This window comes from Cellvibrio sp. QJXJ (genome assembly GCF_024452345.1).
Classification (GTDB): Bacteria; Pseudomonadota; Gammaproteobacteria; order Pseudomonadales; family Cellvibrionaceae; genus Cellvibrio.
This window is the reverse complement of record NZ_CP101662.1, coordinates 292,182-316,400: the sequence shown is the minus strand read 5'-3', so window position 1 is coordinate 316,400 and position 24,219 is coordinate 292,182. Positions and strand designations below refer to the sequence as shown.

32 protein-coding genes are annotated in these 24,219 nt (G+C 47.3%); 4 read left to right on the top strand and 28 right to left on the bottom strand.

Features of this window, described 5'->3' with window-relative positions:
- The first annotated feature begins 92 nt into the window (after positions 1 to 92).
- Positions 93 to 407, top strand: a complete 315-nt coding sequence (locus NNX04_RS01375; RefSeq protein WP_261947260.1) for a hypothetical protein — start codon at positions 93 to 95, stop codon at positions 405 to 407.
- A gap of 63 nt (positions 408 to 470) precedes the next feature.
- Positions 471 to 1,634, top strand: coding sequence for a hypothetical protein (locus NNX04_RS01370; RefSeq protein ID WP_261947259.1), 1,164 nt, complete (start codon positions 471 to 473; stop codon positions 1,632 to 1,634).
- A gap of 21 nt (positions 1,635 to 1,655) precedes the next feature.
- Here the strand turns inward: NNX04_RS01370 and NNX04_RS01365 are convergent, their stop codons facing one another.
- The 15 genes from NNX04_RS01365 to NNX04_RS01300 form a co-directional block, all read right to left on the bottom strand.
- Positions 1,656 to 2,636 (bottom strand): hypothetical protein, encoded by a 981-nt coding sequence (locus NNX04_RS01365; protein WP_261947258.1) that lies wholly within the window; start codon positions 2,634 to 2,636, stop codon positions 1,656 to 1,658.
- Positions 2,612 to 3,337: a hypothetical protein gene (locus NNX04_RS01360; protein WP_261947257.1), complete on the bottom strand. Its 726-nt coding sequence runs from the start codon at positions 3,335 to 3,337 to the stop codon at positions 2,612 to 2,614. Before NNX04_RS01360 ends, NNX04_RS01365 begins: the two co-directional genes overlap by 25 nt.
- Positions 3,334 to 3,861, bottom strand: coding sequence for a baseplate complex protein (locus NNX04_RS01355; RefSeq protein WP_261947256.1), 528 nt, complete (start codon positions 3,859 to 3,861; stop codon positions 3,334 to 3,336). Before NNX04_RS01355 ends, NNX04_RS01360 begins: the two co-directional genes overlap by 4 nt.
- A complete protein-coding gene (locus tag NNX04_RS01350) occupies positions 3,858 to 4,760 on the bottom strand; it encodes a hypothetical protein (protein WP_261947255.1) in 903 nt (300 codons plus the stop codon). Before NNX04_RS01350 ends, NNX04_RS01355 begins: the two co-directional genes overlap by 4 nt.
- A gap of 2 nt (positions 4,761 to 4,762) precedes the next feature.
- Positions 4,763 to 5,122: a DUF1353 domain-containing protein gene (locus NNX04_RS01345; RefSeq protein ID WP_261947254.1), complete on the bottom strand. Its 360-nt coding sequence runs from the start codon at positions 5,120 to 5,122 to the stop codon at positions 4,763 to 4,765.
- On the bottom strand, positions 5,116 to 6,255 hold the full coding sequence (locus tag NNX04_RS01340) for a DUF4376 domain-containing protein (RefSeq protein ID WP_261947253.1): 1,140 nt from the start codon (positions 6,253 to 6,255) through the stop codon (positions 5,116 to 5,118). Before NNX04_RS01340 ends, NNX04_RS01345 begins: the two co-directional genes overlap by 7 nt.
- Before the next feature lie 14 nt (positions 6,256 to 6,269).
- On the bottom strand, positions 6,270 to 8,444 hold the full coding sequence (locus NNX04_RS01335) for a phage tail protein (RefSeq protein WP_261947252.1): 2,175 nt from the start codon (positions 8,442 to 8,444) through the stop codon (positions 6,270 to 6,272).
- Positions 8,444 to 8,968, bottom strand: coding sequence for a phage tail protein (locus tag NNX04_RS01330; protein ID WP_261947251.1), 525 nt, complete (start codon positions 8,966 to 8,968; stop codon positions 8,444 to 8,446). The genes NNX04_RS01335 and NNX04_RS01330 overlap by 1 nt, the downstream gene beginning before the upstream one ends.
- Positions 8,965 to 10,143 carry a baseplate J/gp47 family protein gene (locus tag NNX04_RS01325; RefSeq protein ID WP_261947250.1) on the bottom strand — a complete coding sequence of 393 codons (1,179 nt, stop codon included), beginning with the start codon at positions 10,141 to 10,143 and terminating at the stop codon, positions 8,965 to 8,967. Before NNX04_RS01325 ends, NNX04_RS01330 begins: the two co-directional genes overlap by 4 nt.
- Complete coding sequence (locus NNX04_RS01320) at positions 10,140 to 10,460, bottom strand: DUF2590 family protein (protein WP_261947249.1); 321 nt, start codon at positions 10,458 to 10,460, stop codon at positions 10,140 to 10,142. Before NNX04_RS01320 ends, NNX04_RS01325 begins: the two co-directional genes overlap by 4 nt.
- Positions 10,460 to 12,706: a phage tail tape measure protein gene (locus tag NNX04_RS01315; protein WP_261947248.1), complete on the bottom strand. Its 2,247-nt coding sequence runs from the start codon at positions 12,704 to 12,706 to the stop codon at positions 10,460 to 10,462. Before NNX04_RS01315 ends, NNX04_RS01320 begins: the two co-directional genes overlap by 1 nt.
- Positions 12,707 to 12,720: 14 nt before the next feature.
- Entirely contained in the window at positions 12,721 to 12,894 is a 174-nt protein-coding gene (locus NNX04_RS22855) for a DUF6890 family protein (RefSeq protein ID WP_410004086.1), read from the bottom strand.
- Entirely contained in the window at positions 12,891 to 13,190 is a 300-nt protein-coding gene (locus NNX04_RS01310; RefSeq protein ID WP_261947247.1) for a putative phage tail assembly chaperone, read from the bottom strand. Before NNX04_RS01310 ends, NNX04_RS22855 begins: the two co-directional genes overlap by 4 nt.
- A gap of 46 nt (positions 13,191 to 13,236) precedes the next feature.
- The gene (locus tag NNX04_RS01305) at positions 13,237 to 13,503 is read right to left on the bottom strand and encodes a hypothetical protein (RefSeq protein WP_261947246.1); all 267 of its coding nucleotides are present in this window, start codon (positions 13,501 to 13,503) and stop codon (positions 13,237 to 13,239) included.
- Between the two features lie 65 nt (positions 13,504 to 13,568).
- Positions 13,569 to 13,829, bottom strand: a complete 261-nt coding sequence (locus NNX04_RS01300) for a hypothetical protein (RefSeq protein WP_261947245.1) — start codon at positions 13,827 to 13,829, stop codon at positions 13,569 to 13,571.
- Positions 13,830 to 14,153: 324 nt separating this feature from the next.
- Here NNX04_RS01300 and NNX04_RS01295 point away from each other — a divergent pair, with 324 nt between their 5' ends.
- Positions 14,154 to 14,468, top strand: a complete 315-nt coding sequence (locus tag NNX04_RS01295) for a hypothetical protein (RefSeq protein ID WP_261947244.1) — start codon at positions 14,154 to 14,156, stop codon at positions 14,466 to 14,468.
- Between the two features lie 15 nt (positions 14,469 to 14,483).
- Here NNX04_RS01295 and NNX04_RS01290 read toward each other — a convergent pair whose 3' ends face one another.
- The 13 genes from NNX04_RS01290 to NNX04_RS01230 all read right to left on the bottom strand — a co-directional run bounded on the left by NNX04_RS01290 (position 14,484) and on the right by NNX04_RS01230 (position 22,349).
- On the bottom strand, positions 14,484 to 14,801 hold the full coding sequence (locus tag NNX04_RS01290; RefSeq protein ID WP_261947243.1) for a hypothetical protein: 318 nt from the start codon (positions 14,799 to 14,801) through the stop codon (positions 14,484 to 14,486).
- On the bottom strand, positions 14,798 to 15,190 hold the full coding sequence (locus NNX04_RS01285) for a hypothetical protein (protein ID WP_261947242.1): 393 nt from the start codon (positions 15,188 to 15,190) through the stop codon (positions 14,798 to 14,800). Before NNX04_RS01285 ends, NNX04_RS01290 begins: the two co-directional genes overlap by 4 nt.
- Entirely contained in the window at positions 15,180 to 15,395 is a 216-nt protein-coding gene (locus NNX04_RS01280) for a hypothetical protein (RefSeq protein ID WP_261947241.1), read from the bottom strand. Before NNX04_RS01280 ends, NNX04_RS01285 begins: the two co-directional genes overlap by 11 nt.
- Positions 15,388 to 15,990, bottom strand: coding sequence for a hypothetical protein (locus tag NNX04_RS01275; protein WP_261947240.1), 603 nt, complete (start codon positions 15,988 to 15,990; stop codon positions 15,388 to 15,390). The genes NNX04_RS01280 and NNX04_RS01275 overlap by 8 nt, the downstream gene beginning before the upstream one ends.
- On the bottom strand, positions 15,990 to 16,223 hold the full coding sequence (locus tag NNX04_RS01270) for a hypothetical protein (RefSeq protein WP_261947239.1): 234 nt from the start codon (positions 16,221 to 16,223) through the stop codon (positions 15,990 to 15,992). Before NNX04_RS01270 ends, NNX04_RS01275 begins: the two co-directional genes overlap by 1 nt.
- Positions 16,223 to 16,675 carry a DUF2597 family protein gene (locus tag NNX04_RS01265; protein WP_261947238.1) on the bottom strand — a complete coding sequence of 151 codons (453 nt, stop codon included), beginning with the start codon at positions 16,673 to 16,675 and terminating at the stop codon, positions 16,223 to 16,225. The genes NNX04_RS01270 and NNX04_RS01265 overlap by 1 nt, the downstream gene beginning before the upstream one ends.
- Before the next feature lie 62 nt (positions 16,676 to 16,737).
- Positions 16,738 to 17,847, bottom strand: a complete 1,110-nt coding sequence (locus NNX04_RS01260) for a DUF2586 domain-containing protein (RefSeq protein WP_261947237.1) — start codon at positions 17,845 to 17,847, stop codon at positions 16,738 to 16,740.
- A 2-nt stretch (positions 17,848 to 17,849) separates the two neighbouring features.
- Positions 17,850 to 18,494 carry a phage virion morphogenesis protein gene (locus tag NNX04_RS01255; protein WP_261947236.1) on the bottom strand — a complete coding sequence of 215 codons (645 nt, stop codon included), beginning with the start codon at positions 18,492 to 18,494 and terminating at the stop codon, positions 17,850 to 17,852.
- The gene (locus NNX04_RS01250; RefSeq protein WP_261947235.1) at positions 18,481 to 18,966 is read right to left on the bottom strand and encodes a phage tail protein; all 486 of its coding nucleotides are present in this window, start codon (positions 18,964 to 18,966) and stop codon (positions 18,481 to 18,483) included. Before NNX04_RS01250 ends, NNX04_RS01255 begins: the two co-directional genes overlap by 14 nt.
- Entirely contained in the window at positions 18,967 to 19,431 is a 465-nt protein-coding gene (locus NNX04_RS01245; protein WP_261947234.1) for a head completion/stabilization protein, read from the bottom strand.
- 97 nt (positions 19,432 to 19,528) lie between these two features.
- Positions 19,529 to 20,251: a phage terminase small subunit gene (gpM, locus tag NNX04_RS01240; RefSeq protein WP_261947233.1), complete on the bottom strand. Its 723-nt coding sequence runs from the start codon at positions 20,249 to 20,251 to the stop codon at positions 19,529 to 19,531.
- A 70-nt stretch (positions 20,252 to 20,321) separates the two neighbouring features.
- Positions 20,322 to 21,353, bottom strand: coding sequence for a phage major capsid protein, P2 family (locus NNX04_RS01235; RefSeq protein WP_261947232.1), 1,032 nt, complete (start codon positions 21,351 to 21,353; stop codon positions 20,322 to 20,324).
- 66 nt (positions 21,354 to 21,419) lie between these two features.
- Positions 21,420 to 22,349 carry a GPO family capsid scaffolding protein gene (locus NNX04_RS01230; protein WP_261947231.1) on the bottom strand — a complete coding sequence of 310 codons (930 nt, stop codon included), beginning with the start codon at positions 22,347 to 22,349 and terminating at the stop codon, positions 21,420 to 21,422.
- A 64-nt stretch (positions 22,350 to 22,413) separates the two neighbouring features.
- Here NNX04_RS01230 and NNX04_RS01225 point away from each other — a divergent pair, with 64 nt between their 5' ends.
- On the top strand, positions 22,414 to 24,219 hold the full coding sequence (locus tag NNX04_RS01225; RefSeq protein ID WP_261947230.1) for a terminase large subunit domain-containing protein: 1,806 nt from the start codon (positions 22,414 to 22,416) through the stop codon (positions 24,217 to 24,219).

Sequence of the window (24,219 nt, the reverse complement as noted above, 5' to 3'; positions counted from 1 at the left end):
GTGCCGGTAGTCTCAACCCTGTCCAGTCGCCTCCATAAGATTGAGACCTTGTGCAGGCGGTTTTATAGGATATTTAACTCGAGGCCTATGCCATGAAAAAAACAACTGCAACAAAAAACCTTTCTGCTCCAGACTTCCGCCGTGTAATCCAGCTCGACGAATCGCAAATGGCGATTTACAAATCCGGCACTATTGAAATACTAAATCCCGACGGCGAAAAAATTGATTGCATTGGCAAAATCACCAAGCAACTCAACGACAACCAAATAATCGAAGACACCGCCAACAACTTACGCCTAATCGAAGAGTTAATGCTAGGCAACAACGAAGGCCTCCAACTATCGCAACAAGCCATAGCAGGCCTCGCCCACTCGCTTTCACAAGCACAACAAATAATTGAACGCTAAAAATAAATAAGGCGGCCAGTTGGCCGCCAGACATTAAGAAGTTGATGAACGGAATAAACCACAATGCATTTAATCAAACAAGCTATACAATTTTTCAAAATATATTCCATACCTTTAATAAGTTTATTATTGTCAGCTATAGCGATAATCAGCTCAGTCTCATTTGCATTTTTTAATTGGAAATGGCTAGCCATCACTAACAAAGCAAACAATTTCGATATATATGTATTTCCCGTACTCGCATCACTATTTGCTGCGATAGTTTTCTGGATTATTTTCTCAAAAATTCCCGAGCTAAAACTTAAGAGATCTTTCAATTATCCCATTGGCATGGATCTCATCACACTGGAATCAATTATTAGCAAATTATTGAATGAATGTTTCAAAATAGCGGACAACCAGTCCACGCCTTTTCAACCGGAAATTTTTAGTAAAGCCTTAACAAAGAGCGATATGGGAACCATCTTAAAAGGAACTACAATTTATAAAGATTATGACCCACGAGAATATAATCTACCTTTTCCGCTTCGATATATTGGTTCGGCAATATTGGATGCAGCAAACGATATCAAAGAGGTTATGCCCCGCCTTTATTCATTAGCACTTTTCATTGATGCCAATGATTTCATTCTCATTAGGAAAGCACATTCAGTAATCACCAGATACGAAAAGCATATTCAAGAAGGAAGCATGTACGTACGAATTGCAAATATTTCATTCACTGCTAAAGTTGCTGACCCAACCGCCAGCTTCCTTGCGGAGTCGCTAATGGATCTAATGGATATAAGGTTCAAATTATCCGAAGCCATAGTACAACGGTACTCAAATGAAGAAGATTACAAGCGCATTATCTACCATTACATAAGACAGAAAGACACATCATTAAGCTTTAAGTTTTTAAAAAAATATGAACACAAATTTCATAACAACCCAGAGGGCGATCACTACCATTGGCTACGTCTCGCTGGTCTTTACGCAGAAAAAGGAAACGTTAAAAAAGCAAAGCTTTTTGCGAAAAAGTACTGCGAACACGCAAATGCATTATTACATGTGCGCTCTATATACTCTGCTGTATGCAGGCATGAATATATTAGAAATATCATTCTTGAGAAATTCGGTAACGAAGAAATTGAGCGAGTTGAACAGCTCATCCTGATGGAAGCTGCCGCGAAAGATAATCACATCAAAAAATGCATGTTGAATGCTGAAAAGCCCAATCCGAACTAGCATAGCTGCGGCTGTTATTAATCACTCAACAATTGGATCTAACCTTTCCTTCAACCCATCAGCACTACCCTTTTGCCCACCAAAATCGCCCGACTGATCGGGCTTTTTTGTTTTCAGAGGCGCGCCGTTATCCGTGTATTCGTGCGTGTGGTCTTTCGCGGTGTTAGCAATATTTGCTACCACCTGAATTAACTCACTCAATATCTGCAACACGTTTTCGCTTTCACTTCCAAGCCAAACCTTGCCGCCATTTTTTACACGCAACAATTGTTTGGCCACGGCCATTGAGTCGATGTTATTACCTACGCGCTGTTTAACATCGCGCCCCACCTTTTGATTTACATCGCTGCCGGTGGTGATGTTTAAATTATCCAACGCGGATAAGTTCGCAGTGCCCGCACTTAACAACTTCAACGCACCAAGTGCCTCAATTGTTTTTACTCCCACAACTTCCTCGGTGCTGTTTTGTTTTACTCGCAACAAAAACTCATTAGCTGTGGTGGTAGCGGAATAACACTCAAGCACGTAGTTAACAGCATCGTCGTATATGTCACCGGTGGTGCTTCTGTGCCAATCCCCTGCACTATCTGCACGCTGGTAAACGTCGGCGCTTGCTTGCAACAAAACTTCACCACGCGCAACACTGGGCAGGCTCAAACCCTCAGTTAGAATGGTGCGAATGAATGGTCTATCAGGCAATCCAAACGCAAACGCCAATTCAACTATTGTGCCCGCCTCCGGGAAGCCATAGGCACCGCGTTCCAACCCTGCCATAGCCACAGGTAGCGGCACCGCTCTAAACAGCGGCAACAGCTCATCAGGTGCCCCGTTGGGCTTTAAAACCCGTACATCCACTGCATAGCGCGGCCTGTATCGCTCGCTAATCGCTTCCTGGTTAACCGGGTCGCTCACCGCTTCCACACGCGCCAAAATCGGCAAATGGATGTTGCTGAATAGCTCAGTATGTTTGCGCTGGTTTATACGCTTGATCTGTTCGTCCACCGCGTCCCCCAGGGGTTTTTATCCCACTCAATATTTTGGTGCTGTCCATCCCAATGCACTTTAGTGATGTAACTATTCCCATTAATAAAAACACCGGGGCGTAACTTGGGCATACACGCAATGCGCGCTGAATTAGCAAGGCCGGTATTACTCTGCATATCCACGGGCAGGTTTATATTTTTACCGCCCCAAAAACTATCCAACCAACCACCCACAAACACTTTGCCATCCCCCTGCTGCTGCCAAATAAATTGCGGAATCTCAAAAACTTCCGCGAGCGAATCCAGGCACGCATAACCACTTCCAACAGAAAAATAAACAGGGGTGGTCTTTTGGCTGTAGGGTTTATCGGGCGTAACAAACTGCAAACCAGTTTCTGTAGATATTGCGCGCAAAATTTCGTTAATGGTCGCATTGCGCAAACTCACCGGCACTAACCGGCTAAGGCTCGCACACAGCTCACGGCAAAAAACACGGTGTTGTTTTTTATCAATTTGAAAGGTGTTTTCAACGTAACCAAAAAAGACCTGTTGCAATTGCTGCGGGTCGTACCCGGAACTAAAAACAACCAAGCCTTTAATCTCTGCATTGGGTTCAACATCAAAAACCGCACGCCCAGGGTTAAACAAATCCAGTCGTAAATCCTCTGTATTCAAATGCACCTGCGCGCCATTTATCGTCAAGGTTTTATGTAACTTCACGCGAGCGCCCTATCCAGCTTTGCAAGTTGCCGCTCAAAAAATCCGATTTCACCCTCACCCTCTACCGCCTCACCATCATCAGTTGCCGCAACCACATTACCGGTTGCTGTTTGGGTTTGTGGGGCGGCAGTGGTTTGGCGCTGCTCGGCTTTTTCAGGCACGCTTTGATAATCTTGTAAGGAAAACTGCACCGCCCATGCGCTAACCCTATCCATTTCACGCACGTAAAATTCTTCCGTAAATTGCACACGGCGAACTTTTACAGCGTTAGCCAAATCATCGGTTATGTCATAAACCTTTAGCGAACCATCCGCATTTGTTACTTGTGCAACGGCAATCAACGCGCTCAATGCTGTTGGCTCAACATAAGGAATAATGAGCGAAACATTAAAAACTTTTGGCTTAAAACCTTTGTGTGATGTGCTCGTGCCGCTGCTTTGTCCATTAAGCGTTTCCGATTCAATCCGCATAGACATAGAGACTTTTATCTCTTTGTTAGGAACCTCATAGTCATCCAGCATCATAATCCCAGCATCTCCCGTAACAGGCCCAAACTACCCGGCACACCGCTATACACCACACAGCAAGCAAGCGGCTCATCATGGCCTAATGAATTAGCGGCCAACTGGTTTTTAATCTGCTCCGGGGTTTTAGCTGAAATAAAAACACCACGCCCACTACCGCCAGAAAAAGTTGCAGCAAATGAACTAATGGCGGCGGCAATATGGCTTAGCTGCTGTTGTTTTTTTGTTGCCAAATTAATCAGCTCTTGGTCTGGTGAAACACCGCCAGCCTCGTAGCCAACCGCGTGTGCAAAGCGCTCACCCACAAGGCTACACCCACGTTCACCACGTCCAGCCGCGGCTAACCGCCCAGGGCGCCAAAAGGCATTGCCTGCCGCGTCTGGCAAAATAACTTTGTCTTTTTCAATGGTGGATAATTGTTGTGCGCGGCGCTGGCAAAGGCGTAATTGAGCATCCGGGAACACGGTGCAAAATTGCGTTATGGTTTCAGCCAACTGACCATAACTGGCTGCTGTTAATAAAACACAAATAGCATCCACAACAGTTTTCGGTTTGTTTACGTCTGCAACATCAGAGAATTTGTTGGCAACAGCCACAACCGCATTCGCGGGAGACAAATAACGGTTGTGGCTATCGCCCTGCCCTACGCCCTGCGTCCACGGGTGCACGCAAAAACTACTTACTTCATTCGCGAGCAAATTGTTAAGCGCGGTTAATGCCGCCAAACTCCCATTGCACGTAGCCGCAATCGGGTTGTTTACTAATGCCAAATCAGGCGCAGCAGTTAACCGGGTTTTCGCGGTATTTATTTCAGCGTTTGCATTAGCCAACTTTCCTGCTGCATTAGCGATTGCAGCTGAAAAAGTGGCAGGCCATGTAAAGTTAATTTCACTGAACATGGTTAGTATTTTTCCCGTTCGTAGGCATGTTCATAAAAATACTTCCCAAAAATACGAACGCCCCAATAAATCAGAAACGTATAAAACGGCTGAACGTTTAAACGTTTCATCTCAGCCAAAAATAAATCATCAGCCTCACTGCGGTCGTACCCAATCTGGTATAGATAATCGTGTAACAAAGCAGGAACACGCGCGCGTCCCTTTAACACTCTGTACACCAGTGGAATACGTCTAATCGAATCCAAATCAGTGACAAACCCAGCAGGTATTGTGTGGCCTTGCAGTGTCACGGGTTTCAACAGCCGCATCCACTTTGAACTACTGCTAATTTCAACTTCAATGCGAACCTCTGGCTTTACCATCCCACTGCCTCCACTTCCTCCAGCGTTCCCGCATTAGCAATCTGGTCTTTTAGTTGCCAGGCTTTTGCGTAAACCACTTTGCTGTGCTCAGCAACCGCCACGCCCAAGGCAATCGCTTGTTCCGGCGTCAGCATATAGCTGGTATTGCTTTCTGCGCGGAATTCAATCACCGCGCCATCAATACCCGCTTGTTTTAAAATCATAGCGTTCGTAGCAACACCAGAAATATTTATCAAGTCTCTATCATCACGGGTTTGTACAACATCCTCAGTATCCGGCATGAATTCAAACGCAACCCCACTAGCTAAAGCCTGTTTTTGTACCACAGATATTTCCGCGAGTTTTCTATTTTTAGCATCACCCAATAACTCCGCTTCCGTAACTGGGTTATCGTCAATCCACTCACCATTTACAAAACGCGGGCGACGGAACGTTGTTGCACCTAATAGAACGGTGGTAAATAAACCGTTATATTTGCGTGCATCAAAGTTGTAAATGTCATGTAAAAAGTAACCATCAGCATCAATAGCCAGCGCGTGTTCTATCGCGGTCTCTATCCACTCATTGTTTACAAAGCGCGGCGCAATAAAATTAACCGGGGGAAAGTTGGTGCAATATTCGCCGATCAATTGCCGTGGGTCTACTGAATGTTGAACGTGACTAATAAAACCATCGTTCAAATAAACCACAACTGGTAGCGCCCCTTCTACCCAGCTTTCATCTACAAAACGCGGCACCACAAAACCAGAGGGAGGCAATCCATAAATATGGTTTGCAGTCATATTTCGCGGGTCTAAGCCTGTTAATGTCTCAACAAAATAACCATCGTCATCCACTACGGAAACGAGAGACAGCAATCCCTCAACCCATCTACCACTCTCCCAGCGCGGCAACATTAAGTTCCCTGGAATCGGTTCAGTTGTGTAATTGTTTATTGTTCTAGGATCTACGTCCTGCACACCACTGTAAAAATTATCTTCATCGTATACAAAAGCACGACGCACCAATCCTTCCACCCAGCCACCACTTACGAATTTTGGAATCTGTAACGTATCTTGCGGAACCAGCTCAGTAAAACCTTCCGCAATCTCCGCATCGCAAATAAAACCTTGAGCATTAAAATATATTGTCATAGCAACCTGCCTAATTAATAACTTCTAAAAAATGTTGAGCCTGAGAGTGTCTCGGCAATATTTTCAAAATGTAATATAAGAGTACCGTTAGAATTCAATTGCAAACGCAAATTACTGTTGGATGTGGATGTAATTGTTTTAGAAAGCAACTGTGTTGAGTAATTTGTGTAAGGTCTATTTCCAGCAGGTAAAGTCCCCATTGATTTTTCGCCATTAGTATTATTTGCGTTGACGGCAAATTCAAAAATTGCAAATGTGAGAGATCCCATTTTCCAAAAATGGAATGAGCCAGCCCATACAGTTGAATCAAGTAATAGCGTTAGAGCTTGTGCGCGTGAAAAGTTAAACAATCCAGCAGCGTGGTAATCAATAGCTTGCTTAACAACATCTGGCGACCATTGACGAATATTTGCAGAGTCTCCTGCATTAATTTCTGCGGTTGACGGCCTCGGAGAGTTTCCGGCAAACATATTTATCGCCCAGTTTTCCATGGCAATATTCCCTTGGTCTGTGGCATCAACAGTCGCTTTTAACTTTCCGGCATTAGACCAACCCACATAAACTTTATTGTTTAATTGACCGATCCCCCCGCCTTCCTGAACAGGAATGAATGAGAGTTGTGAATAATTTAAGCCATTTAAATTGGATCCATTTCCTAAATAATTGTTCGCGACAATGTTCCCAGCAACCTGTAACTTACCTTGGCCATTATCTGTAGTGCTTCCTATGCTTAAATTTCCATTTTGATGTAATACAGCGCTAGCATTTGCCGCGCTACTAACTACAAACTTTATCGAGCTATAAGACCAAACTGTAGCGGAAGGATCGTAATTCCCCCCGACAATTGAGCTAAAGTTTCCGAAAGCAGCGACAGTAGTTGCACCATTAAAATAATAATGTGCTGCACCTTCATTGACTCCTGAATTACCACCATATATCGGAACCACTATTTGTCCAGTTCCAAGACCTACAGCTATTGTTGTTGTGAAGTTCTTTCCTGACATCGTGTTGGGTATACGTTCATCAGAAAATACACCGGTTGTAATATCATTAGCTGAATGTTGATGAGCAGCTGCAGGATAAACAACAGGCTTCCCGCTTATTTCGTTCCATTCGTGACCATGTGAAGACGGTGGATAAACAACAGGTTTCCCGCTTATTTCGTTCCATTCGTGACCATGTGAAGACGGTGGATAAACAACAGGTTTCCCACTTATTTCACCCCATGGGTGGCCATGTGCTGACGGTGGATAGCTAACTGGCTTCCCCTGAATTGAATCAAAAGTGTGAACGTGGCCGTTGTTTGATTTGCTGTCCAGCTCATCAAAAATAGCTTTAATCAAACAGTCTGCTGTGTTTCTGAATTTTCGGAATTCAGTCACAGCATAGGCGGCGCTAACATCAGCTAGCTTCACATAAAAGTGTTTATTGTTTTGTGCATCGGTGTAATTTGTTAAAACCTCCGCAGTGCTCGCGGCAACAAACGTTGCAACAACATTAGAGCTGCTCGGGCCTTTGTTTAAATGTGCTTTTAACCAAATAGCTTTTGGTAATGGCCCGGTGTTAATCACCTGGTCTGCGCCAAGCACCACACGGTAGCCGCCAACGTACCCATAACCGGCTTTGGCTTTTACTGTCGCACCTTCGGTAATAATTTTAAAACCATCACCAATAAAATAGCCGTTACCAAAAAAATCGTGCATATCGGCACGCATGTTTTCATCGGCACTGTCCAGCCTGCCCATAAAATCAATTTGCCAAGCCTCAGCGGCAACGTTAATGCCGGTAATTTCCGCCGCGTTCGCGTATTGCGTAAGGAAGTTGCGCGTTAACGTGTTACCAACTGCCAAACCAACCGTTTTGTATTTGAATTGCAGTGGCGAGTAAGAAACAGAAATCAGGGTATTGTCAGCATCGACAAGGCCAATCCAGTTAAAATAAAAATCACCCACGTCTGGTGACAAAATAACGCTGTAAACAACCTGGTCAGGTGCCACATAGCCTTGCGCATCTTTGTTTTTTTCATAAACAATATGCTCAGCCGCAGGCATTGATTGGTTAAGGTCAACAGCGGCACTAGGGTCTAAGCCGGGAACGTTTGCAAAAACAAACTTGGTAATATTGAGCGGCTGCGAATTGCTTTGCTGTAATGCAATTTTATTTCTGCCGGAATTAATAATAGCTGCCATTAGTAAACTGCCTTATCCAGTGACCATGTATTGTTAAATTCGATTGTTGTCATACTTATTCCAACCGAAACTAAAATTTCAAATTCATAACGCCTGCATGTGCGCCCATATTGTTCAAGCAATACACGCAAGAGAGCAGAATTTTGGGAGAGCTGGTTGTCTGAAAGGCGCAGCACAATTACATCCCAGTCTCTGTCCGGGGTGCGCTCGTCAACTTCCACATAGCCAATGCCCAAGCGTTCAAAAATTCGTTTTATCCCGGCCACTGAACCAGCGTCCTGCGCGTTGGCGTAGGCATATTTAACACGCAAGCGGAACAACCAAAGCGGCTCACCGTCAAAGCGCGTTATATCGCGCTGGTAGGCAATGAAATTCAATATTGTGAGCGTGCAGGTCTCCGGGTCTGTTTGTGTTAGCGGCCACAACAAACTGTTTGCAATACGTTCCCAATACAGCTGCGCGGTTTTTATCAGCGGTTTTGAGCTGCCTTTATTGCTCCAAAATGGCAAATCCAACTTAATCATGGGTACACCACTTGCAAACTAGAGAGGCGTGGCACATTGAGCGTGCTGGTAATGCTTGGAAGGCTAAAACTCACCGCATATAAATCAGGGAACAGCGCGTGCAGCTCAGCTGCAAGGCGCGAAAAAGAAAATTCAGACCACGGTTGTGTTAGTGTCATTGCGTACTGATTGTTTTGCCGGAATGCAGCGGCTATTGCGTCATAAACAGATGCCTGCAATTGCGTTTTTTCTTCAGGCGTTGTGTTGGGAACGGCTTGAATGGTCGCCACTAAGTTGTGAAATGTTTCCGGCATCGCAAACACGCGCAAATCATCACCGTGGCCGTGGTTGCCGTCGTCCATCACATGCGTTTCAATATCTGCTAGCAATTGCCCACTGGGCTGGCCTACATCCATCAAAATAAACGCATTAGCAGTACCAGGGCCACGGGGCGCGTCATGCTGAAAAAAAACATTGCGCGTATTAATGTTGGCAAAACTGGTAATGATTTTTGTGTAAACAGAATCCGTGTGGTACTGGTTAACGGCGGTGAACTGGTTACGAATGCGCAAGCGGTAATCATCGTCAGACTCTTTATCTGCACCTGCGCTTTGCAACCAGTTGGCAGTATTGGTGACACTATCCACACCGGGTACAGCAACGGGCAAAATCGCGTAATAACCAGCAGGCAAGTTGTAGCCCGCACCGGCTTCAACCGCTTCGCAATTAACCGAAACACTAGCAACGCCATCCAACATGGTTGCGCTGGCCAGTGTTATTAGGTGGTAGGTTTTGCCGTTAATCACCGGGCTTTGCACCACTGTACCGGCGGGAATAATTACTTCACCCGCTGCCAATAAGCGGGCAAAAACAACGGCTCCTTTTGCTTTTGCGGCTTGCTTTAAAGGTAAATCCACCGCCCAACCAAATAACTCTAAAAAAACGCCTTTGGCAGTGCGCAAAAACATGTTGGGCAATAGCTGTGTTAACAACAGGTCTTTTACAATCCACATTAATGGCGCAGTCACTAACGCGCTAATGGTGCGCCAAAACGGCGAGTAATCGCTGTTATTGTTAAACGGTGAGTTAACTTCCTGCGCAACTGAATTCCATTTTTGTTTCGCTTGTGCGTCGGTAGTTGGCAGGCCAGCATCTACCACCATTTTTTCAAATGCCTTATCAAATTCTGTTGTCACAAGCTCACCTCAATATCACCGTATTTCATAGTCTTGGCAGTTAAATAAAATTCGCCTACGTCCGTGCGGGTAACGCTGGCGGTGCCTGGGCGAATGCGTAAATCGTTTTCAATTAACTGCTCTATGCGCACCATGTTGCGCTTTACTTTTTCGCCGCTACGCTCGCCAACAATTTCAACTAACAATCCGCTTTCGCGCACCATGTGTTTAATGTCCTGCGCGATGCTGGCGCGGCCATCAATGCTTAACGGCAAGCCCAGCTCATCTAAAACAATTCCATCGGCGGCAATGAGTAAATCAAAATAATCTGTAGTCATTAGCCGCCCGCCATTCGTAATTGGTCTTGCAGTGAATAACCGTTAACTGCTTGTGTGGTGTTTACATTCAGTTGGTTAATGTTGGTGTTACGGCTTTGTGAGCTGCTGTTAAATTGCTGTTGCAAACCACCGGTTGGCACATTTTTAACAGGCGCGGCGGGTGCCGGTACCATGGCTTTTTTCTGGTTCTCCACACCTTCGTTTGCTGCCTCTGCGCGGGCAATACTTGCGGGTACTTTGGCCGGTTCAACTGTCACAGCGGCCAGCGGTACTTCAACCGGCTGTGGCCCTTTGGGTTGAATTGGCACGGCCATAGGCACTTGAACAGGCTGTGTGTTTTTTGTTGGCACTGGCAAACCAGCAGGCTGTGAAAGCTGTGCGAATTTTTCAGTGGCGGCGTTAGGTTGCGCGGGTTGTTGCGTGGGCAGGTCTACACTGCCAATGTTCAAATCCAAACCGGGTATTAATTTCAATTTATCCAGCAGCCACTTAACTGGTGTAAGTAGCGCGCCGAATATGTCAATGCTAATTAGCCAATCTTTAAAGCCGGTGAACCAATCAGGAATTTTTTGTAAGGCGCTAATTAACACCCCAACAAAATCGGCGGCGAGTAGTAGCGGCTGAAAAATGAATTTCAGTACAGGGTTGTCCTCGATGATTGCGCGAAATGCTTGCCATTTGCCCACCAGCCAATCAATGGCAGCGGCACCGGCGGCGCTTACTGAATCCCAGTGCGTTATTAGCAGTGCCAACCCTGCAACCAGGGCGACAACGCCAACCACAATCCACGTAATTGGGTTCGCAAGTAATGCAGCAGAAAATGCCCATGCGGCTTTTGCACTTAACAACAGCGAACCACGGAACACGCGCATGGCAGCGGCTGCAGCGGGTAAAATTTTGTTGCCCAACGCTAATTGGAAGTTGAACATAACCCACGCCAGGCGAATTGCTTTTAGCAGTGGGCCAAAGGGAACCATCACCACGCGCAATAGCGTCATGGCAACGCCAAAGCCTGTTGCTGCAATCGCTGCCACGCCTTTTATGATTGCCAGCAATGCAACAGCAGCGGTTACACCGGCAACCATCACCAGCAGCTTGGCAAGGGCGCCAAACACGTTCGGGTATTTGTCTATCCACTGGCTGAGCACGGAAAGGTTTTTTATCCCGGCGTCGTAAAATGGCATTAAGGCTTTGTCCACCAACGCACCAAAGCCAATGCGCACAGCAACACCGGCCTGTTTTAATTGGTCGGTTTTCATGGTCATTTTTTCGGCCATTGCCCGCGCTTTTTCCATGCCGGTAATGCTGCCCAGGGAATCTATGGCGCTGCTCAAACCGTTGGTGTCTGCAATTAATAATTTAATCGCGGCCACGGCTTCATCGGAACCAAACGCTTTTTTCAGCATGTCACTTTTTGCGACGGTATCTATCGCGCCAAATTTGCCTTGGAGTTTTGCCAGGATCTGGTCAACCGGCAACATGCGCCCGGCGCTGTCGGTGAATTTCATACCCAGCTGTTCCTGGGCGGCACCTACCCCGCGCAGAAACGCTTTGTACTTCGTTCCTGCTTCGCTTCCGCTCATGGTGGCCTGTAGCTTACCCAGCACCGCCATTTGTTCGTTAATCGCAATGCCGTGGGCGGTTGCGTCTGCTCCCAGTGCGGTGAAAGCGCCGCTCATTTGCACACCGTTGGTTTTAAACATTTCCACGGCTTGTGCAGTTTGCCCAGTGAGTTGTTTTACCCAGTTGGCTTTGCCCATCGCGTCTGCTTGGTTTTTGAAAATACCGTACATGGTGCCCATGTAATTGGTGATTGTGGCGGCGTCGGCCTTGGTGCCTTTTGCAAGCACGTTACTGGCTTCGGTGAACACGGCAAGCTCGCTGCCAACAAGGCCAGCAATAGCACTTTGAATATCGTAAGAGCTGCGCACAAAATCAGCGGCGCTCTCACCGTATTGAATGGAAAATTTCAATGCAGATTTTTGCAGTTGTTGCAGTGCGTCGTCCGCAACAGAAAGGCTGCTCACTTCGCCCAGGGCGCGGTGAAAGTCGTGGTAGTCACTGGTTAGTCTGGTCAGTGAAGCGCTTGCGCCCCACAAACCACCCACGCCTTTTAAAATGTCGGTAAAGCCCGCTTCAACACGCGACTGAAGGTTGTCCATAGTGTTGGCTATGCGGTTAGCGGTGCCGGTTACTTTGTCGATTAACTCGACACGCATCAGCAATTTTTCTAACCGACCAGCCATAACTATTCACCGTATTAATCGCCGTTAAGTGCGAGCGCAATCCCATTGGCTACTGAGTTTTTAAAGTTCTCCCAGTAGTTTTTTTCTAAATGCAGCGCGGTTGCCAACACGTCCAAATCTTTTACGTCACTACCCGGCAAATGCTTTGCAGCTAATGCAAGGTAGTGGCTGTAAGCGTTCTCGCTTATTCGCTCAGCGCGCTGCTGGATTTCTTTACAACAATGCCCAAGTCAGGGGTGTATTCCTCCAGTAAGGCACCAGCCAATTGCACCTCAGCACCGGGCGTGTTTTTCAAAAACTCGCGCAGTTCCGCTCTTTGTTTTTCGTTTACCGTGGTCATCAAAAAATTGTGGCTGGGTGCAACTTTGCTGTTCTGCGTAACACTGTTGACGTACTTGTTGTAATCGTCGCGACCAATATCAAATTCAAGATCAATATCTTTCACAGTGAGTTTTAAAACTTGACCGTTAGACTTGTTGCTCATAGCTATATCCCCGAGGGTTGGTTAAAAAATTAAAATCAATTAGCGCTTAGCTGTTGACGGTAGGGTTATCCGGGCGCGGCTCGCCGTTCAAATCTGCAAGTGCGTCTGCCTCAGTGATCGCGATTTTACTTTCGTAATCTTCATCAACTTCGCGGCAGCTAATGGTCTGGCCTTCGTATAACAGCACATCGCTGTGTTCGCCGGGCTTAATGAATTTATTGGCAGTCACTTTGCCGTGGGTGTGGGTCTGCACCAGTACGCGCTTTTTTGATTCATGCAGATGTTGCGCACAAATTTTTACTGTCATTGTCATTGGTATAATTCCAAGTGTTGGTTAAAAAAATCCGTTCATCGCAGCCGCACGAATGCTGCCGTCAATTACTTGGGTAAAAAAAAATCCTTCAGCCCGAGCAAGATCAAACTGCACAAGCCGGTAAAAAATATGGTGACCAGTGCGCGGGCAGCGAGCTTGCCTATTTGTTCGCTTGCCAGGCGCTGTTTGCGTAGGTGGGCAAAGTCCGCTTGGCTGTCGCGCACGTTGTTAACGTCTATACCCAAACGCTCAAATAATTCTGCCGCCGTTTTTTGTGCGGCCAGCGCGGCTAACTGCTCCATTTCTTGCTTAGTTACTTCGGTCACTTGCCGCCCCTTAGTTGCTGGTTATTACTCAATAAACCCCGTTATTACATGTTGACGCCTTAAAACGCCTGCGCTACTCTGTGTTCACAGCGGCAAAATCCGCTGTCGGGTCTCTCAACCCCGGTAACTACTGACTGGCACAAGACGCGCCTGCGTCTTTTTTTGTGCCCGCAATACAGCTACGCTTATGTTATGGCGGCTGTGCGGGGCCACCTTCGGGTGGGCCGGTTCGTCAGTGACCGGTGTTGAGAACCCTGTGCAGCCGCCTCCATGATTCTCAACTCATGGCGGCGGTTTAAAATCCACTGACATGAGGCTCACGCCATGACTACTGCAAAAAAATCCGCTAAATCTGTTTCCGATATTCCCTTACAAAAATCCCGCCGCGTTATTCAATTGGATCAATCGCAATACGCGTTGTATTTGTCCGGGCAACTCGATATTTATTCACCCGACGCTATGCGCCTGGAATCCATCGGCCACTTTCCCCAGTCAGAAAACCGCACTCGCTTTGTGGATCAACTTTCACTGGTGGAAGCGCTGGTGGTTAATTGCAATGGCCAACTCGAATTAAGCGAACGTGCCATTGCAAGCCTTGCTGATTTACTTAACCAATCGCAGAAAATGATTGCGCAGTAATTTGTAAACGCCCCTCTAAGAACTGGCGGGTTTTACACAGCCCGCCAGCACCCCCTGCACTTGCTCCATGTAGAGCTTTAATTGGGCACGGTCAGTGAGAGCCAAATTTAATAACTCGCAATCATCTTCATGGCCTTGAATTTTCGTAGTCGCCAGCACTGGCACTACCGGTAAATCTTTTTGCTCGATGCAGGGTGCTACAACCACTTTGGTTACATCCACCGGCGTGTACACCGGCACTTCCTCAAACTTTGTGCAGCCTTGCAGAAAAAACACGGCTACCACGGCCACCAACAGCGCCAAACAGAACATTTTTTCTCTGAATAAAATCATTGCGGTAATACCTCGTTCAAAATGGTTTGCCCTATGCCCGCCACGGTGCAGCTGGCGCCTTTGTCTTGCTGTAGCCATACAATTTGGTTCTGCAACTGCTGCACGCGCTGTGCGGCCTCCTGTTGCGCTTTTAAGCGAGCCTCTGCCATTTGCTGGGCGGTGGCTTCAAACGCTTTAATTTTTAATTCCTGGTCGGCCACTGCTTCACGCATGGTGGCTACTTCCATTTTGCGTAACACCGCGTCGGATAACAGTTGGGTTTGTTTGTCCTCCAACCCCTTCACCTTTGCGCGTAGCGACGTGTTGTCGATGAAGGTAGGGATTAGCACCAGCAGCAACAGGAACGCCACCACGAACCCCATGTAAGCTTTAATACTGTCAGTTAACATCGCTCTTACCTCTTGCCATAAAGCTGGCTGCGTTTTGCAATGTGTTGCCGGTAATAAACGCACCCACAGTGCCCATAATTAAAAATTCATAGGTTTTCTGATCGATATCGCCGTGCATTAGCAGCAGCGTATTAATCAGGCAGCTCCCCAGGGCGAGCAAAAACCGCGTGCCGCCGTATTTGCTGAAAATGTGCGGCTCATTCAAAGTCGTGGCTCTCAAATAATGTGTAGGTAAAACTGTTGCCGTGAATGCTTGCGGCGTAACGCACAATATTCATCAGTTCGTCAAAGTTCGCGCTGTTTGCAATTACTTGGCAACCGGCGCTCCATTTGTCCACTTGCTTGCTGGTGCCATCGCTACGTGCACGGTGGCAGTTAATGCCAATTAATTCGCGCACACCTATGCGGGCGTTTAAATCCAAATTCGCGTCGCGGTTGTTATCGCGTATCACCACTGTGGGCGTGCTTTGCACCAGCGCTTCATACTTGCCCTGGTGCTTGCCAATTCTCCACAAGCCACGGTATTGCTCAGGCGGCAAAATGGCGGTGCCTTGCACGTTAATGGGGTTGTTGCGGTAAAAGGTGCCGGGGTCTGTAGTGCAGGCGTATTGCAAAAGCACCGGCTGGCCTTGATCCAAAAACGCAACGCAAAACACGTCATTAAACGTATTGGCGTGCACGTCGCGCATGTTGCGAATGCCAACCAAATTCACGTTGTAGTCGCTGCCTTCAAAAAACGTGTAGCCCTTTGCTCGGCTAATTTGTTTTATGGCTTCATAACTCAAATGTGGTAATTGCATTAGCGAACCCGCTGTGTTTTTAAAAATGTTTCGCGCTGGTGGTAGCCTTCGCATTCTGTGCAACGCTCCACACCGCCTAACGCCTGCCTTTCGTGTTCAATTTCAACGTCGCAATCCGTGCAGTGCGTTAGGCTCTTGATGTGGAATCTGTTTTTACCCAGTTGCGCCTGCAAGGCCGTAGCGTTTAGCGTGGCTTGCAGGTCTACCGCTTCATCTAAATAATCCGCTGGCATTAGCGGATGTTTTCAATGGTTTTTGCAGCAAGGTAAGGCACACCGTTAATGCGTACAAAGTCCGGGTCTGTCACATCAAACGGCAATTTGTGTTTGGTTTTTTCGCCGCCTTTGCTGTCGATGTTGAGCAAATCACTAATGCGCAGGGTGCAGCCAAACAATTCAAGTTTGAATTTGTCGCTGTCGCCTTCCGCATTGGTCACAATGTCGAACGGTGGCAACTGCTCAAAACTTTTTGCTTTTTTTGCAGCGGCAATAATTAAATTGAAATTCTGAGTGTCCACTTCAATTTCGCCGCTACAGCTCATTTCACCGGCAACATGGCCGTTTGGAACACCTTTGGTTTTTGCAACGGTTTTGCCGTCGTCAATGGTTGCGGTGAATGTCTCCACATGCACCATCATGTCGCCAACCATTACGTCAAAATCGCGCCCGCCTATGCGTCTGCCCATTTTCTAAATCCTCACAATCAAACAGTTAAAAAAGTAAAAGCTGGTGAATAACCGCGTGCGCGTTACACGCCTGCGCCGCTTAAATCCAAAATCAGGTTGGCGGTAATTTCTTTGGGGCAATTCCACGGCTGCACTTTTATGTACACCTCCACCGCATTGAGTGAGGGCCACACAATGGTGATGCTGTCGTCAGAGGGCGGGCGAATGTCGCCAGGGAAAACTTGCCCAGCGAACTCAACGCTTTTACTCATTTCACGCAGGGGGCGCATAAAGTAAGTTTTGTTGCTTTCAATGCTGGCGCTGCTGTCGTTCAGGGTGCGGTTGCCCACCCGCGCAATTGCCAGGCTGCGAACAGCGCGTGCGGCTTTGTCCACCGGGCGCAGGTACTCAATCACTTGGAAGTCGCCACCGGGGGCATCTAACAGGTTGCAGTCGCCCCAGTAGGTGCCTGCGTAATCGGTGTAGTGCTGAATGCAGCTAAGGCGGTTCGCGTCCAACGTCGCCAAGGTGGCGTCTGTGAGCGTTTGGCCGCTCATGTCCACTGGGGTAGCCCCCAAGCCAAGAACGGGGCCGGTAGCCACGCGCATGGGCGTATCCGCAATGCTGGCAGCGCGGTTGCACAGGCGGCCAACCAACACACCCAAATCATTGCCGTGCAACAGCGGCACGGCGGCAACGCGGTAGGCGGCAACACCTGTAGTAATGGCGGCTTGCGCAGTGGTGTATTGCGACCAGGTTTGTGTTTCTGAATCCACGCCCTGGGTGGCAACCAAAACAATAATGCGGCGCGCTTGTTGGGTGCGTACTTCTTCGGCTTTGGTGTAGGCGGCTGTCAAATCACTTGCTGTAACAGCGGGAATCAAAACGCCCACTAATTCAACGCTAACGGTTTGCAGTGCAGTGTCCAACGCATCACGCCAATCAGTGCCAGAGCCAATTGGCATGGCATAGGCTTCCCAGTTTTCGCCACCGTTTTGGCGCGCTGCAATCACGTTTGCTTTCAGCGAGGAATCGCCACCCAGCAACACATCCAAATCGCTTTGCGTATTCAGCGCGAGCAATTCACCTTCGTTGGCTAAACCAATACCAATGAAAAGTGCTTTGCGTTCCACCTCGGGAAAACTGCCCTGCCCTAAGTTCAGGTTATTTACCGTTACCTTGCCCTGTGCCATAGCTAAGCCTCTGCGTTAATCGTTTCGTTAAAAATAATGTTTACGAGCTGGTTAATATCGTTCGGGCTAGCGCCTAAAAATGCGCGCTCCGGGAGTTCGATAATCCAACGTTTTTTACTCACTTCATCGCGCAGTGCTTTTAAAATTAAACCGGCCTGCCCGAGCTTTAAATTTTTGGTAATCCACATTAACGATGGCGCTTGCCATTTTTTCCCGCGCTTAATTTTGAAGCCTGCATCGCGTAGCGATTTTGCTTGCTTGCGCGTGGCTGGCTCGTCGTAATCGGGTGTGCCGTAGTCCTTTTCTGCTTGTGCAGCGGTGTAAACAACGCGCTGCCCTTCTTGGTGCTCTTTTGCTATTACACCGGCCAAACCTTTAAATGAAATTTCGGTGTAAGCGTCGGTGCTTTTGTAGTACGCCGCATTCCCAAGTTTGCGAAACATTCTGCCTTTGCGTTTTTCCTTGCGCGGGGCAAAGGGAACGCCGGTTACATCCTTATTGGTTCGCAATCGGCGCCGCGTTTCCGCGTGCAATCGCTTACCTATTTGTGTCATTACTCGTTTGCGTTTTGCGGGCGGTAGCGTTAATAACTTCAGACGTTTTCTAACATCCAACTGGCCGAAAACATCAAACTTAATTGCGCTCATAGGGCAAGTCCGTTGGGCGCTCTTGGGTGTCGCCTACGCCTACTTTGTCCGCTGGGGTAATTACTGCTTGCACTACGCTGTAGCGCTTGCCGCCCCACATCACCACGCCTTCATCGTCTGGCACTATGGTTATGTTTTCTTCAAAGGTAATTTTTACTTCCACATCCACCGTGTGGTCGTCCAGCGGTGTTACATCCACCTCTGGCATGGGTAATTCCAAATTATTGCGCTCGCAGTCGTTATCCATTAGCCACACGCTGAGCAACACTAAAAACAAATCAGCACTTTGGCTGTAGCGCTCCACGCTAAACACGGCTTCATAACGGAAGCGGGAAATCACAAAACCATTGCCGTGTTTTTTGCTGGCGTATTCGTTGGTTCCGTTTTGCATCCAGTAATCGAACTGTTCAGCGGCAAACAAACCTTTGCTTAACAAGTGGGTGGCAAATGCTTGCATTTTTTCCAGCGCCATTTACAGCAGCTCCACACTTACGTTTTCAGTAAGCCCCAGCAAGCGGCGAATAGCGCGGCCAGACTGGGCTAAAAAATATTGAATAGTTTCGTCGCCTTCTTTGGCTTGATTTTCTGCAACCTCGCGGCGGTTCAATGTTGCAAAGGCCATTACCAACAAACCCACGGTGCGGCAAAAAACAGCGCGCTTGTATTGCTCCACCTTCGCCAGTTCATCGCCAATGGTTGCGGCGTCCACTTGCTCCAGCATGGTGAAACCCATCGCAACCCATTTAGCTTTTTGCACAGCCAGTTGGTTATTGCAGTCGCTAATCGCCAAACGGGTGTGGTGTTCAATCACATCCTGTTTGTGTTCAGTTGGCACCCGGTAAAACCGCTGCAACTCGCCCAGCTTTATGTCCGGGTAAAAACCGTCATTGGCAATTTCCGTATTTAAAAATGTGTCTGGCTTGCCGGTGAAACTCATTACAGCTACTCGCAAATAGACACTGAGCAAAGCGGGTTTAGGTAAAGCACGGTGTGTTTACCGCCCCCGCTTGCCAGTGCTCTCGGGGGAGAGACGGTTAGTAAACGGGGGTTGGTTCTTTACCCAATTTCTTTTGCACCGCATGCAGTGCGCCTTTCACGCCGTGGCCTTTTGGGTTCACTTCCACGCACTTCAAAAAATACACTTCGGCTTTTTCCGGTTGGTTATCCTTTTCTGCAACCAGTGCAACCAACTTAAACAACTTGTTCAAAACAATGGGCTGGGTAACTAACCACTGTTTATTTTCAACACGCTCTACCACTTGGCTAAAAAAGGGTTCTGCGCTGTGGCCTGCTTTAAATTGCTTTAGCGCCCAGTCGTGAATAGATTCAGCGGCAAAGGAATCCAAATCGCTTTTAAAACCGTCTGGCATTTTTTGCAGTTGCTTAATCGCGTAGTCAGTCAGTTCAATGGCCTTGTCAATTTCTTCGGCATCGATCAACCAAATCGCTAAACGCACCAGCGGTTCAAATGGGTGATGTGCGCCGCTTTGGATGTACTGCTCCACAAACGGCAACCACTTTGGAATGAGGTGTTCTTTTTTGAGTGCAATTTTCTTTTGCACATCGGTAATGTCGTGCAGTGCGGCCAAGTCGTTTTGCAGTGCTGCAAACAGCACATCCAATGGCGCGTTATGTTCTGGAATAAAATTAATAGCAGCGGCACTACCGGCTTCATTGCGGGCGGTGGCTTCCTGTTCAATAACCTGCGCGGCAAATTTTGCTTTGCATTCTGCTTTGTGCTTTTTAGCGAGTGACATAAATTGTGATCCCCCAAGAATCTGAAAAAGCCCGCCCCAGTTGGAGCGGGAAGCTGCTAGGAAAAACAAATTAAACCCAAGCCGCGCCTTCTTTGATTTTGATGTTCTTAAATTCAAAACCGGCGGCAAGCTCTTCGTTTTCAACCACGTAACCATCGTTAACGCTGGTGTAGTCTTCAACGCGGTTACGCTTGGGATTATCAACAACTTGGCGGCGCACGCTGGTGTCCTGGTAGTACCAGCTCAGGTTGTCGTAAGTGGTAATGAACAGCCCACGTGATGGAAAACCGCTTGGGGTAGCAATAGGCAAACCACCGTAGGTTTTGGTGACTTTCTCGTTAGCAAGGCGCTCTTTTTCGCTGGGGGTTGAACCTTGGGCGGCGTACAGAGCGGCTTTGTCGGCAGCGAGCAAATCAGAACCAATGAATGCAACCAAATCACCGCGCTCACGGAAAATAGGCTCTAACATTTGGCGGCAGTCGTGTACGGCGGCGTCCAAGTTCGGGTAATCGCCACCTTCACCAATGCGAATTTCGCCTGCGGTTGCGCCTTGCAACATCCACTGCGAACCGCTGTCGTATTCGCGCATTAATTGGAACCAGCCCTTGTTAACGTCTTCACCATTGGGGTTGGTTACTTTGTTAGTAACGGCGGCTGCGCTGGTGCCGTACCACCCAGTGCGAACGCGTGCCATGGCAATGGCTTTGCGCACGTAACCTACATAACGGTCTTGAAAGTTAGGGAACTTCGCCCAGGTATCAACTGTTTTGTATTTGATGTAAGTATCAAATTCCGTGGGAAATAATTCGTAATCTTTACTGCCAAGCGCCAACACTTCTTGCGGCTCACGGTCGTCGTTGTCGGTATCGGTACGCTTACCAACAACGCCCGCCACAGCGCCTAATACTTTTTCGCCTTTCAGTTCATCGACCGGAAAGATATTAATTTTTTGAAGAAAGGAATCTTCCTCCACAATTTTGTCTTGCAGCGTTTGCGCAACGGTTGGCGTTACGTTGAATTGCTCAGTAACAGACGCAACACCGAAGGTGGTAGCCATTGCAATACAAAACGCTAAATACTTCTTTTTACTGACTTCATTCATGGTGAAAATCTCTGCAAATGTGGTGATTAAAAACCCGTTAAAAAATCAAACTGTTTGGCCTAGCGGTTAGCAAATAACGCCAGATTGCGCACCTGCATCATCACCAGCAGGCGCTGTTCCTGGCACTGGGTTTTTCTTGGCTTCTTCAAAATCAGTACTGAGCTTTGTGAACTTTTCGGTTAGTTCGCCAAACGCTTTTTTAATGTCAAAGTCATCGCCATCGGTTTTATCGGTAGGCTTGTCCTTACCGTCATTGTTTGGCTTTTCTTCCGGGGCTGTTTTCAGCGCTTTTAAATGCTCACCCATTACGGTGAACGCCTCGACCATTTTGGTTTGTCCATCAATAATTTTTTCTAACAGTTCTTTGCTCATGGGTTCGGGTTCCTGATCGGTATCGGTTGGTTTTTTGTTGCGGAAAAAATCAAAGAAGCCTTTTTCCTCAGCGCTGGATAAATCTAACGCGTCACCTTGAATGTGGAATTTTTCTGCTTCATCACTGAATTGCAATTCAGTAGTTCCAAGGCTTGCGGGATTGTCTGTAACAGCCAAACCACCCAAGTAGAAAAAACCACGGTTAGCGAAGTTTTTAAGCACTTCAATTGAGGTATGAACAAGGCGGCCTTGTTGGTTTGCATAAACCAAATTTTCAGAAGGGGCGAGAATTGCCATTAAATGCACTTCGCCTTTTAATTGCGGGTCTGTTGCTGGCTCTACTTTCAAAGCAAGCACCTTGCCTTGTGAACCATAATAGCGTTCGTGGTTCGGCCAAATTTTGGCACTGTACAAACGTTCGCTATAATTAGCGGCCATATCTTCAAGCCACTTTTTTTCTATTTTTCGGCCATCTGTTGTTTCACCACTGGTAGCAACAATCACCCAACCGGTTTTTAAATTTCGTGCCATGCAATCAACATCCAGTGAATTAAAAATAGAGAAATTATTCAGTGCTTGTTCAGCGAGTGATTGCAGAATATTGGCGTTTTGAACTATGTACAAAGACAAACGTTTCTAATTTTTTGTAACAGCTTCCATTACAAATTTTTAGAATAAATCCGCTTAAATGTTTTTAGTTTTTGGCGTTTACACTGGCGCCATGAATGAAAAAGCAACCACCACTATTAAAGCCACGCCAGAAATTAGAGCCGCTGCACGTGGGCTTTATTTGCAGCACACTCCTATTGCTGTGATTGCACGCCGCTTTGGCGTTTCTGGGCGTACCGTTTACAACTGGCGTGATGAAGGCGAGTGGGACAACTTAATAGCGGGCGTAAGCATTGAACAGGCAATAAGCCGCCGTATTATTGATTTGGCAGGAAAAGAAAATAAAACCACTGCCGAACTGGATGAAATGGACAGGCTGATTAATCAGCTAGAAAAAATGGCAAAGGTTCGCCAATTGGAGGCAAAGACTGCTGCGATAGCAAAGGGTGAAGCCGCCAATGATGGCGGCGAAATCCAAAGCACCCGCACGGATAAAAAGAAGAAAAACAAAACTAAAAATGATATTAGCGGAATAACCGCTGAAGCATTAGAAAAAATCCGAAAGGAAATATTCTACGAATACCAAAATAACTGGCATGAAAATAAATGCCAGCGCACCCGATTTATCCTCAAATCACGCCAAATTGGTGCAACGTACTATTTCGCGTGGGAAGCATTTGAAGATGCAATTCTCACCGGCGACAACCAGATATTCCTAAGCGTCAGTAAAAACCAAGCAGAGATATTCAAAGCCTACATTATTGGCTTTGCTCACAAATATTTTGATGTGGAATTAAAAGGCACTGACTGCATAACCTTGAGCAACGGCGCGGAATTGCGTTTTGTGTCCACCAATGGGCGCACTGCACAGGGCTATCACGGGCATTTATACATAGATGAAGTGTTCTGGATTCCAGACTTTAAAAAACTGAATACCTTAGCGAGTGGTATGGCTGCGCATAAAAAATGGCGCAAGACGTATTTTTCAACTCCATCCATTAAATCCCATGGCGCATACACCTTGTGGAGCGGGGAGAAATTTAACGAGAACCGAAAAACCAAAGCGGTGTTTGATTTGTCGCACGCGGCACTTAAAGATGGCCTGCTGGGTGCGGATAAGATTTGGCGCAACATCGTCACGATAGTTGACGCACAAGAAAAAGGCTGTGATTTATTTGACATTGACGAATTGCGCATTGAGTACAGCGAATCAGAATTTAACAATTTGTTTATGTGCGCTTTTATGGAAGCGGGGCTTTCCGTTTTCAAATTGGGCGACCTGCTTAACTGTTCAGTCGATTCTAATGTTGTTTGGGTTGACTTTAAAAAGGGCGTTGTTCGCCCTTATGGCAACAAGCCTGTATGGGTTGGTTATGACCCTGCACGTGTTGGTGACAAGTCCGCTGTTGTAGTGGTGGCCGTGCCATTGTCACCCACAGATAAATTCCGCGTTCTGGAAAGCGTTAACCTGCGGGGAGCTTGGCGCAACCAGGCAAATGAAATTAAAACACTGTGCGAGAAATACAACGTAGTGTTCATGGGCATTGATTGCACCGGCCCCGGCAATGGCGTTTTTGAAATGGTGCAGAACTTTTTCCCCCGCGCCACACCAATCCATTACGGTTTGGATACAAAAACAAAATTAGTTCTCAAGGCGCAAGACGTTATTGAGCATGGCCGCATTGAATGGGATGCCGAACATACCGACATCCCCCAGTCCTTTTTGCAAATCACACAAACCAGCACTGGTAACGATCAAATTACCTACGCGGCAAACCGCACCCGAGATACCGGCCACGCCGACAAAGCCTGGGCGATTATGCACGCGCTGAGCAATGAACCTTTAAACACCGAACGCCGCAAAAGCGGCATGGCAATGGGCTAA

Coding starts and splice junctions, on each gene's coding strand:
- NNX04_RS01375 (WP_261947260.1), top strand. CDS start 93: ATGAAAAAAACAACTGCAACAAAAAACCTTTCTGCTCCAGACTTCCGC.
- NNX04_RS01370 (WP_261947259.1), top strand. CDS start 471: ATGCATTTAATCAAACAAGCTATACAATTTTTCAAAATATATTCCATA.
- NNX04_RS01355 (WP_261947256.1), bottom strand. CDS start 3,861: ATGATGCTGGATGACTATGAGGTTCCTAACAAAGAGATAAAAGTCTCT.
- NNX04_RS01350 (WP_261947255.1), bottom strand. CDS start 4,760: ATGTTCAGTGAAATTAACTTTACATGGCCTGCCACTTTTTCAGCTGCA.
- NNX04_RS01345 (WP_261947254.1), bottom strand. CDS start 5,122: ATGGTAAAGCCAGAGGTTCGCATTGAAGTTGAAATTAGCAGTAGTTCA.
- NNX04_RS01340 (WP_261947253.1), bottom strand. CDS start 6,255: ATGACAATATATTTTAATGCTCAAGGTTTTATTTGCGATGCGGAGATT.
- NNX04_RS01335 (WP_261947252.1), bottom strand. CDS start 8,444: ATGGCAGCTATTATTAATTCCGGCAGAAATAAAATTGCATTACAGCAA.
- NNX04_RS01330 (WP_261947251.1), bottom strand. CDS start 8,968: ATGATTAAGTTGGATTTGCCATTTTGGAGCAATAAAGGCAGCTCAAAA.
- NNX04_RS01320 (WP_261947249.1), bottom strand. CDS start 10,460: ATGACTACAGATTATTTTGATTTACTCATTGCCGCCGATGGAATTGTT.
- NNX04_RS01315 (WP_261947248.1), bottom strand. CDS start 12,706: ATGGCTGGTCGGTTAGAAAAATTGCTGATGCGTGTCGAGTTAATCGAC.
- NNX04_RS01310 (WP_261947247.1), bottom strand. CDS start 13,190: ATGAGCAACAAGTCTAACGGTCAAGTTTTAAAACTCACTGTGAAAGAT.
- NNX04_RS01305 (WP_261947246.1), bottom strand. CDS start 13,503: ATGACAATGACAGTAAAAATTTGTGCGCAACATCTGCATGAATCAAAA.
- NNX04_RS01295 (WP_261947244.1), top strand. CDS start 14,154: ATGACTACTGCAAAAAAATCCGCTAAATCTGTTTCCGATATTCCCTTA.
- NNX04_RS01290 (WP_261947243.1), bottom strand. CDS start 14,801: ATGATTTTATTCAGAGAAAAAATGTTCTGTTTGGCGCTGTTGGTGGCC.
- NNX04_RS01285 (WP_261947242.1), bottom strand. CDS start 15,190: ATGTTAACTGACAGTATTAAAGCTTACATGGGGTTCGTGGTGGCGTTC.
- NNX04_RS01275 (WP_261947240.1), bottom strand. CDS start 15,990: ATGCAATTACCACATTTGAGTTATGAAGCCATAAAACAAATTAGCCGA.
- NNX04_RS01270 (WP_261947239.1), bottom strand. CDS start 16,223: ATGCCAGCGGATTATTTAGATGAAGCGGTAGACCTGCAAGCCACGCTA.
- NNX04_RS01265 (WP_261947238.1), bottom strand. CDS start 16,675: ATGGGCAGACGCATAGGCGGGCGCGATTTTGACGTAATGGTTGGCGAC.
- NNX04_RS01260 (WP_261947237.1), bottom strand. CDS start 17,847: ATGGCACAGGGCAAGGTAACGGTAAATAACCTGAACTTAGGGCAGGGC.
- NNX04_RS01255 (WP_261947236.1), bottom strand. CDS start 18,494: ATGAGCGCAATTAAGTTTGATGTTTTCGGCCAGTTGGATGTTAGAAAA.
- NNX04_RS01250 (WP_261947235.1), bottom strand. CDS start 18,966: ATGGCGCTGGAAAAAATGCAAGCATTTGCCACCCACTTGTTAAGCAAA.
- NNX04_RS01245 (WP_261947234.1), bottom strand. CDS start 19,431: ATGAGTTTCACCGGCAAGCCAGACACATTTTTAAATACGGAAATTGCC.
- gpM (WP_261947233.1), bottom strand. CDS start 20,251: ATGTCACTCGCTAAAAAGCACAAAGCAGAATGCAAAGCAAAATTTGCC.
- NNX04_RS01235 (WP_261947232.1), bottom strand. CDS start 21,353: ATGAATGAAGTCAGTAAAAAGAAGTATTTAGCGTTTTGTATTGCAATG.
- NNX04_RS01225 (WP_261947230.1), top strand. CDS start 22,414: ATGTTTTTAGTTTTTGGCGTTTACACTGGCGCCATGAATGAAAAAGCA.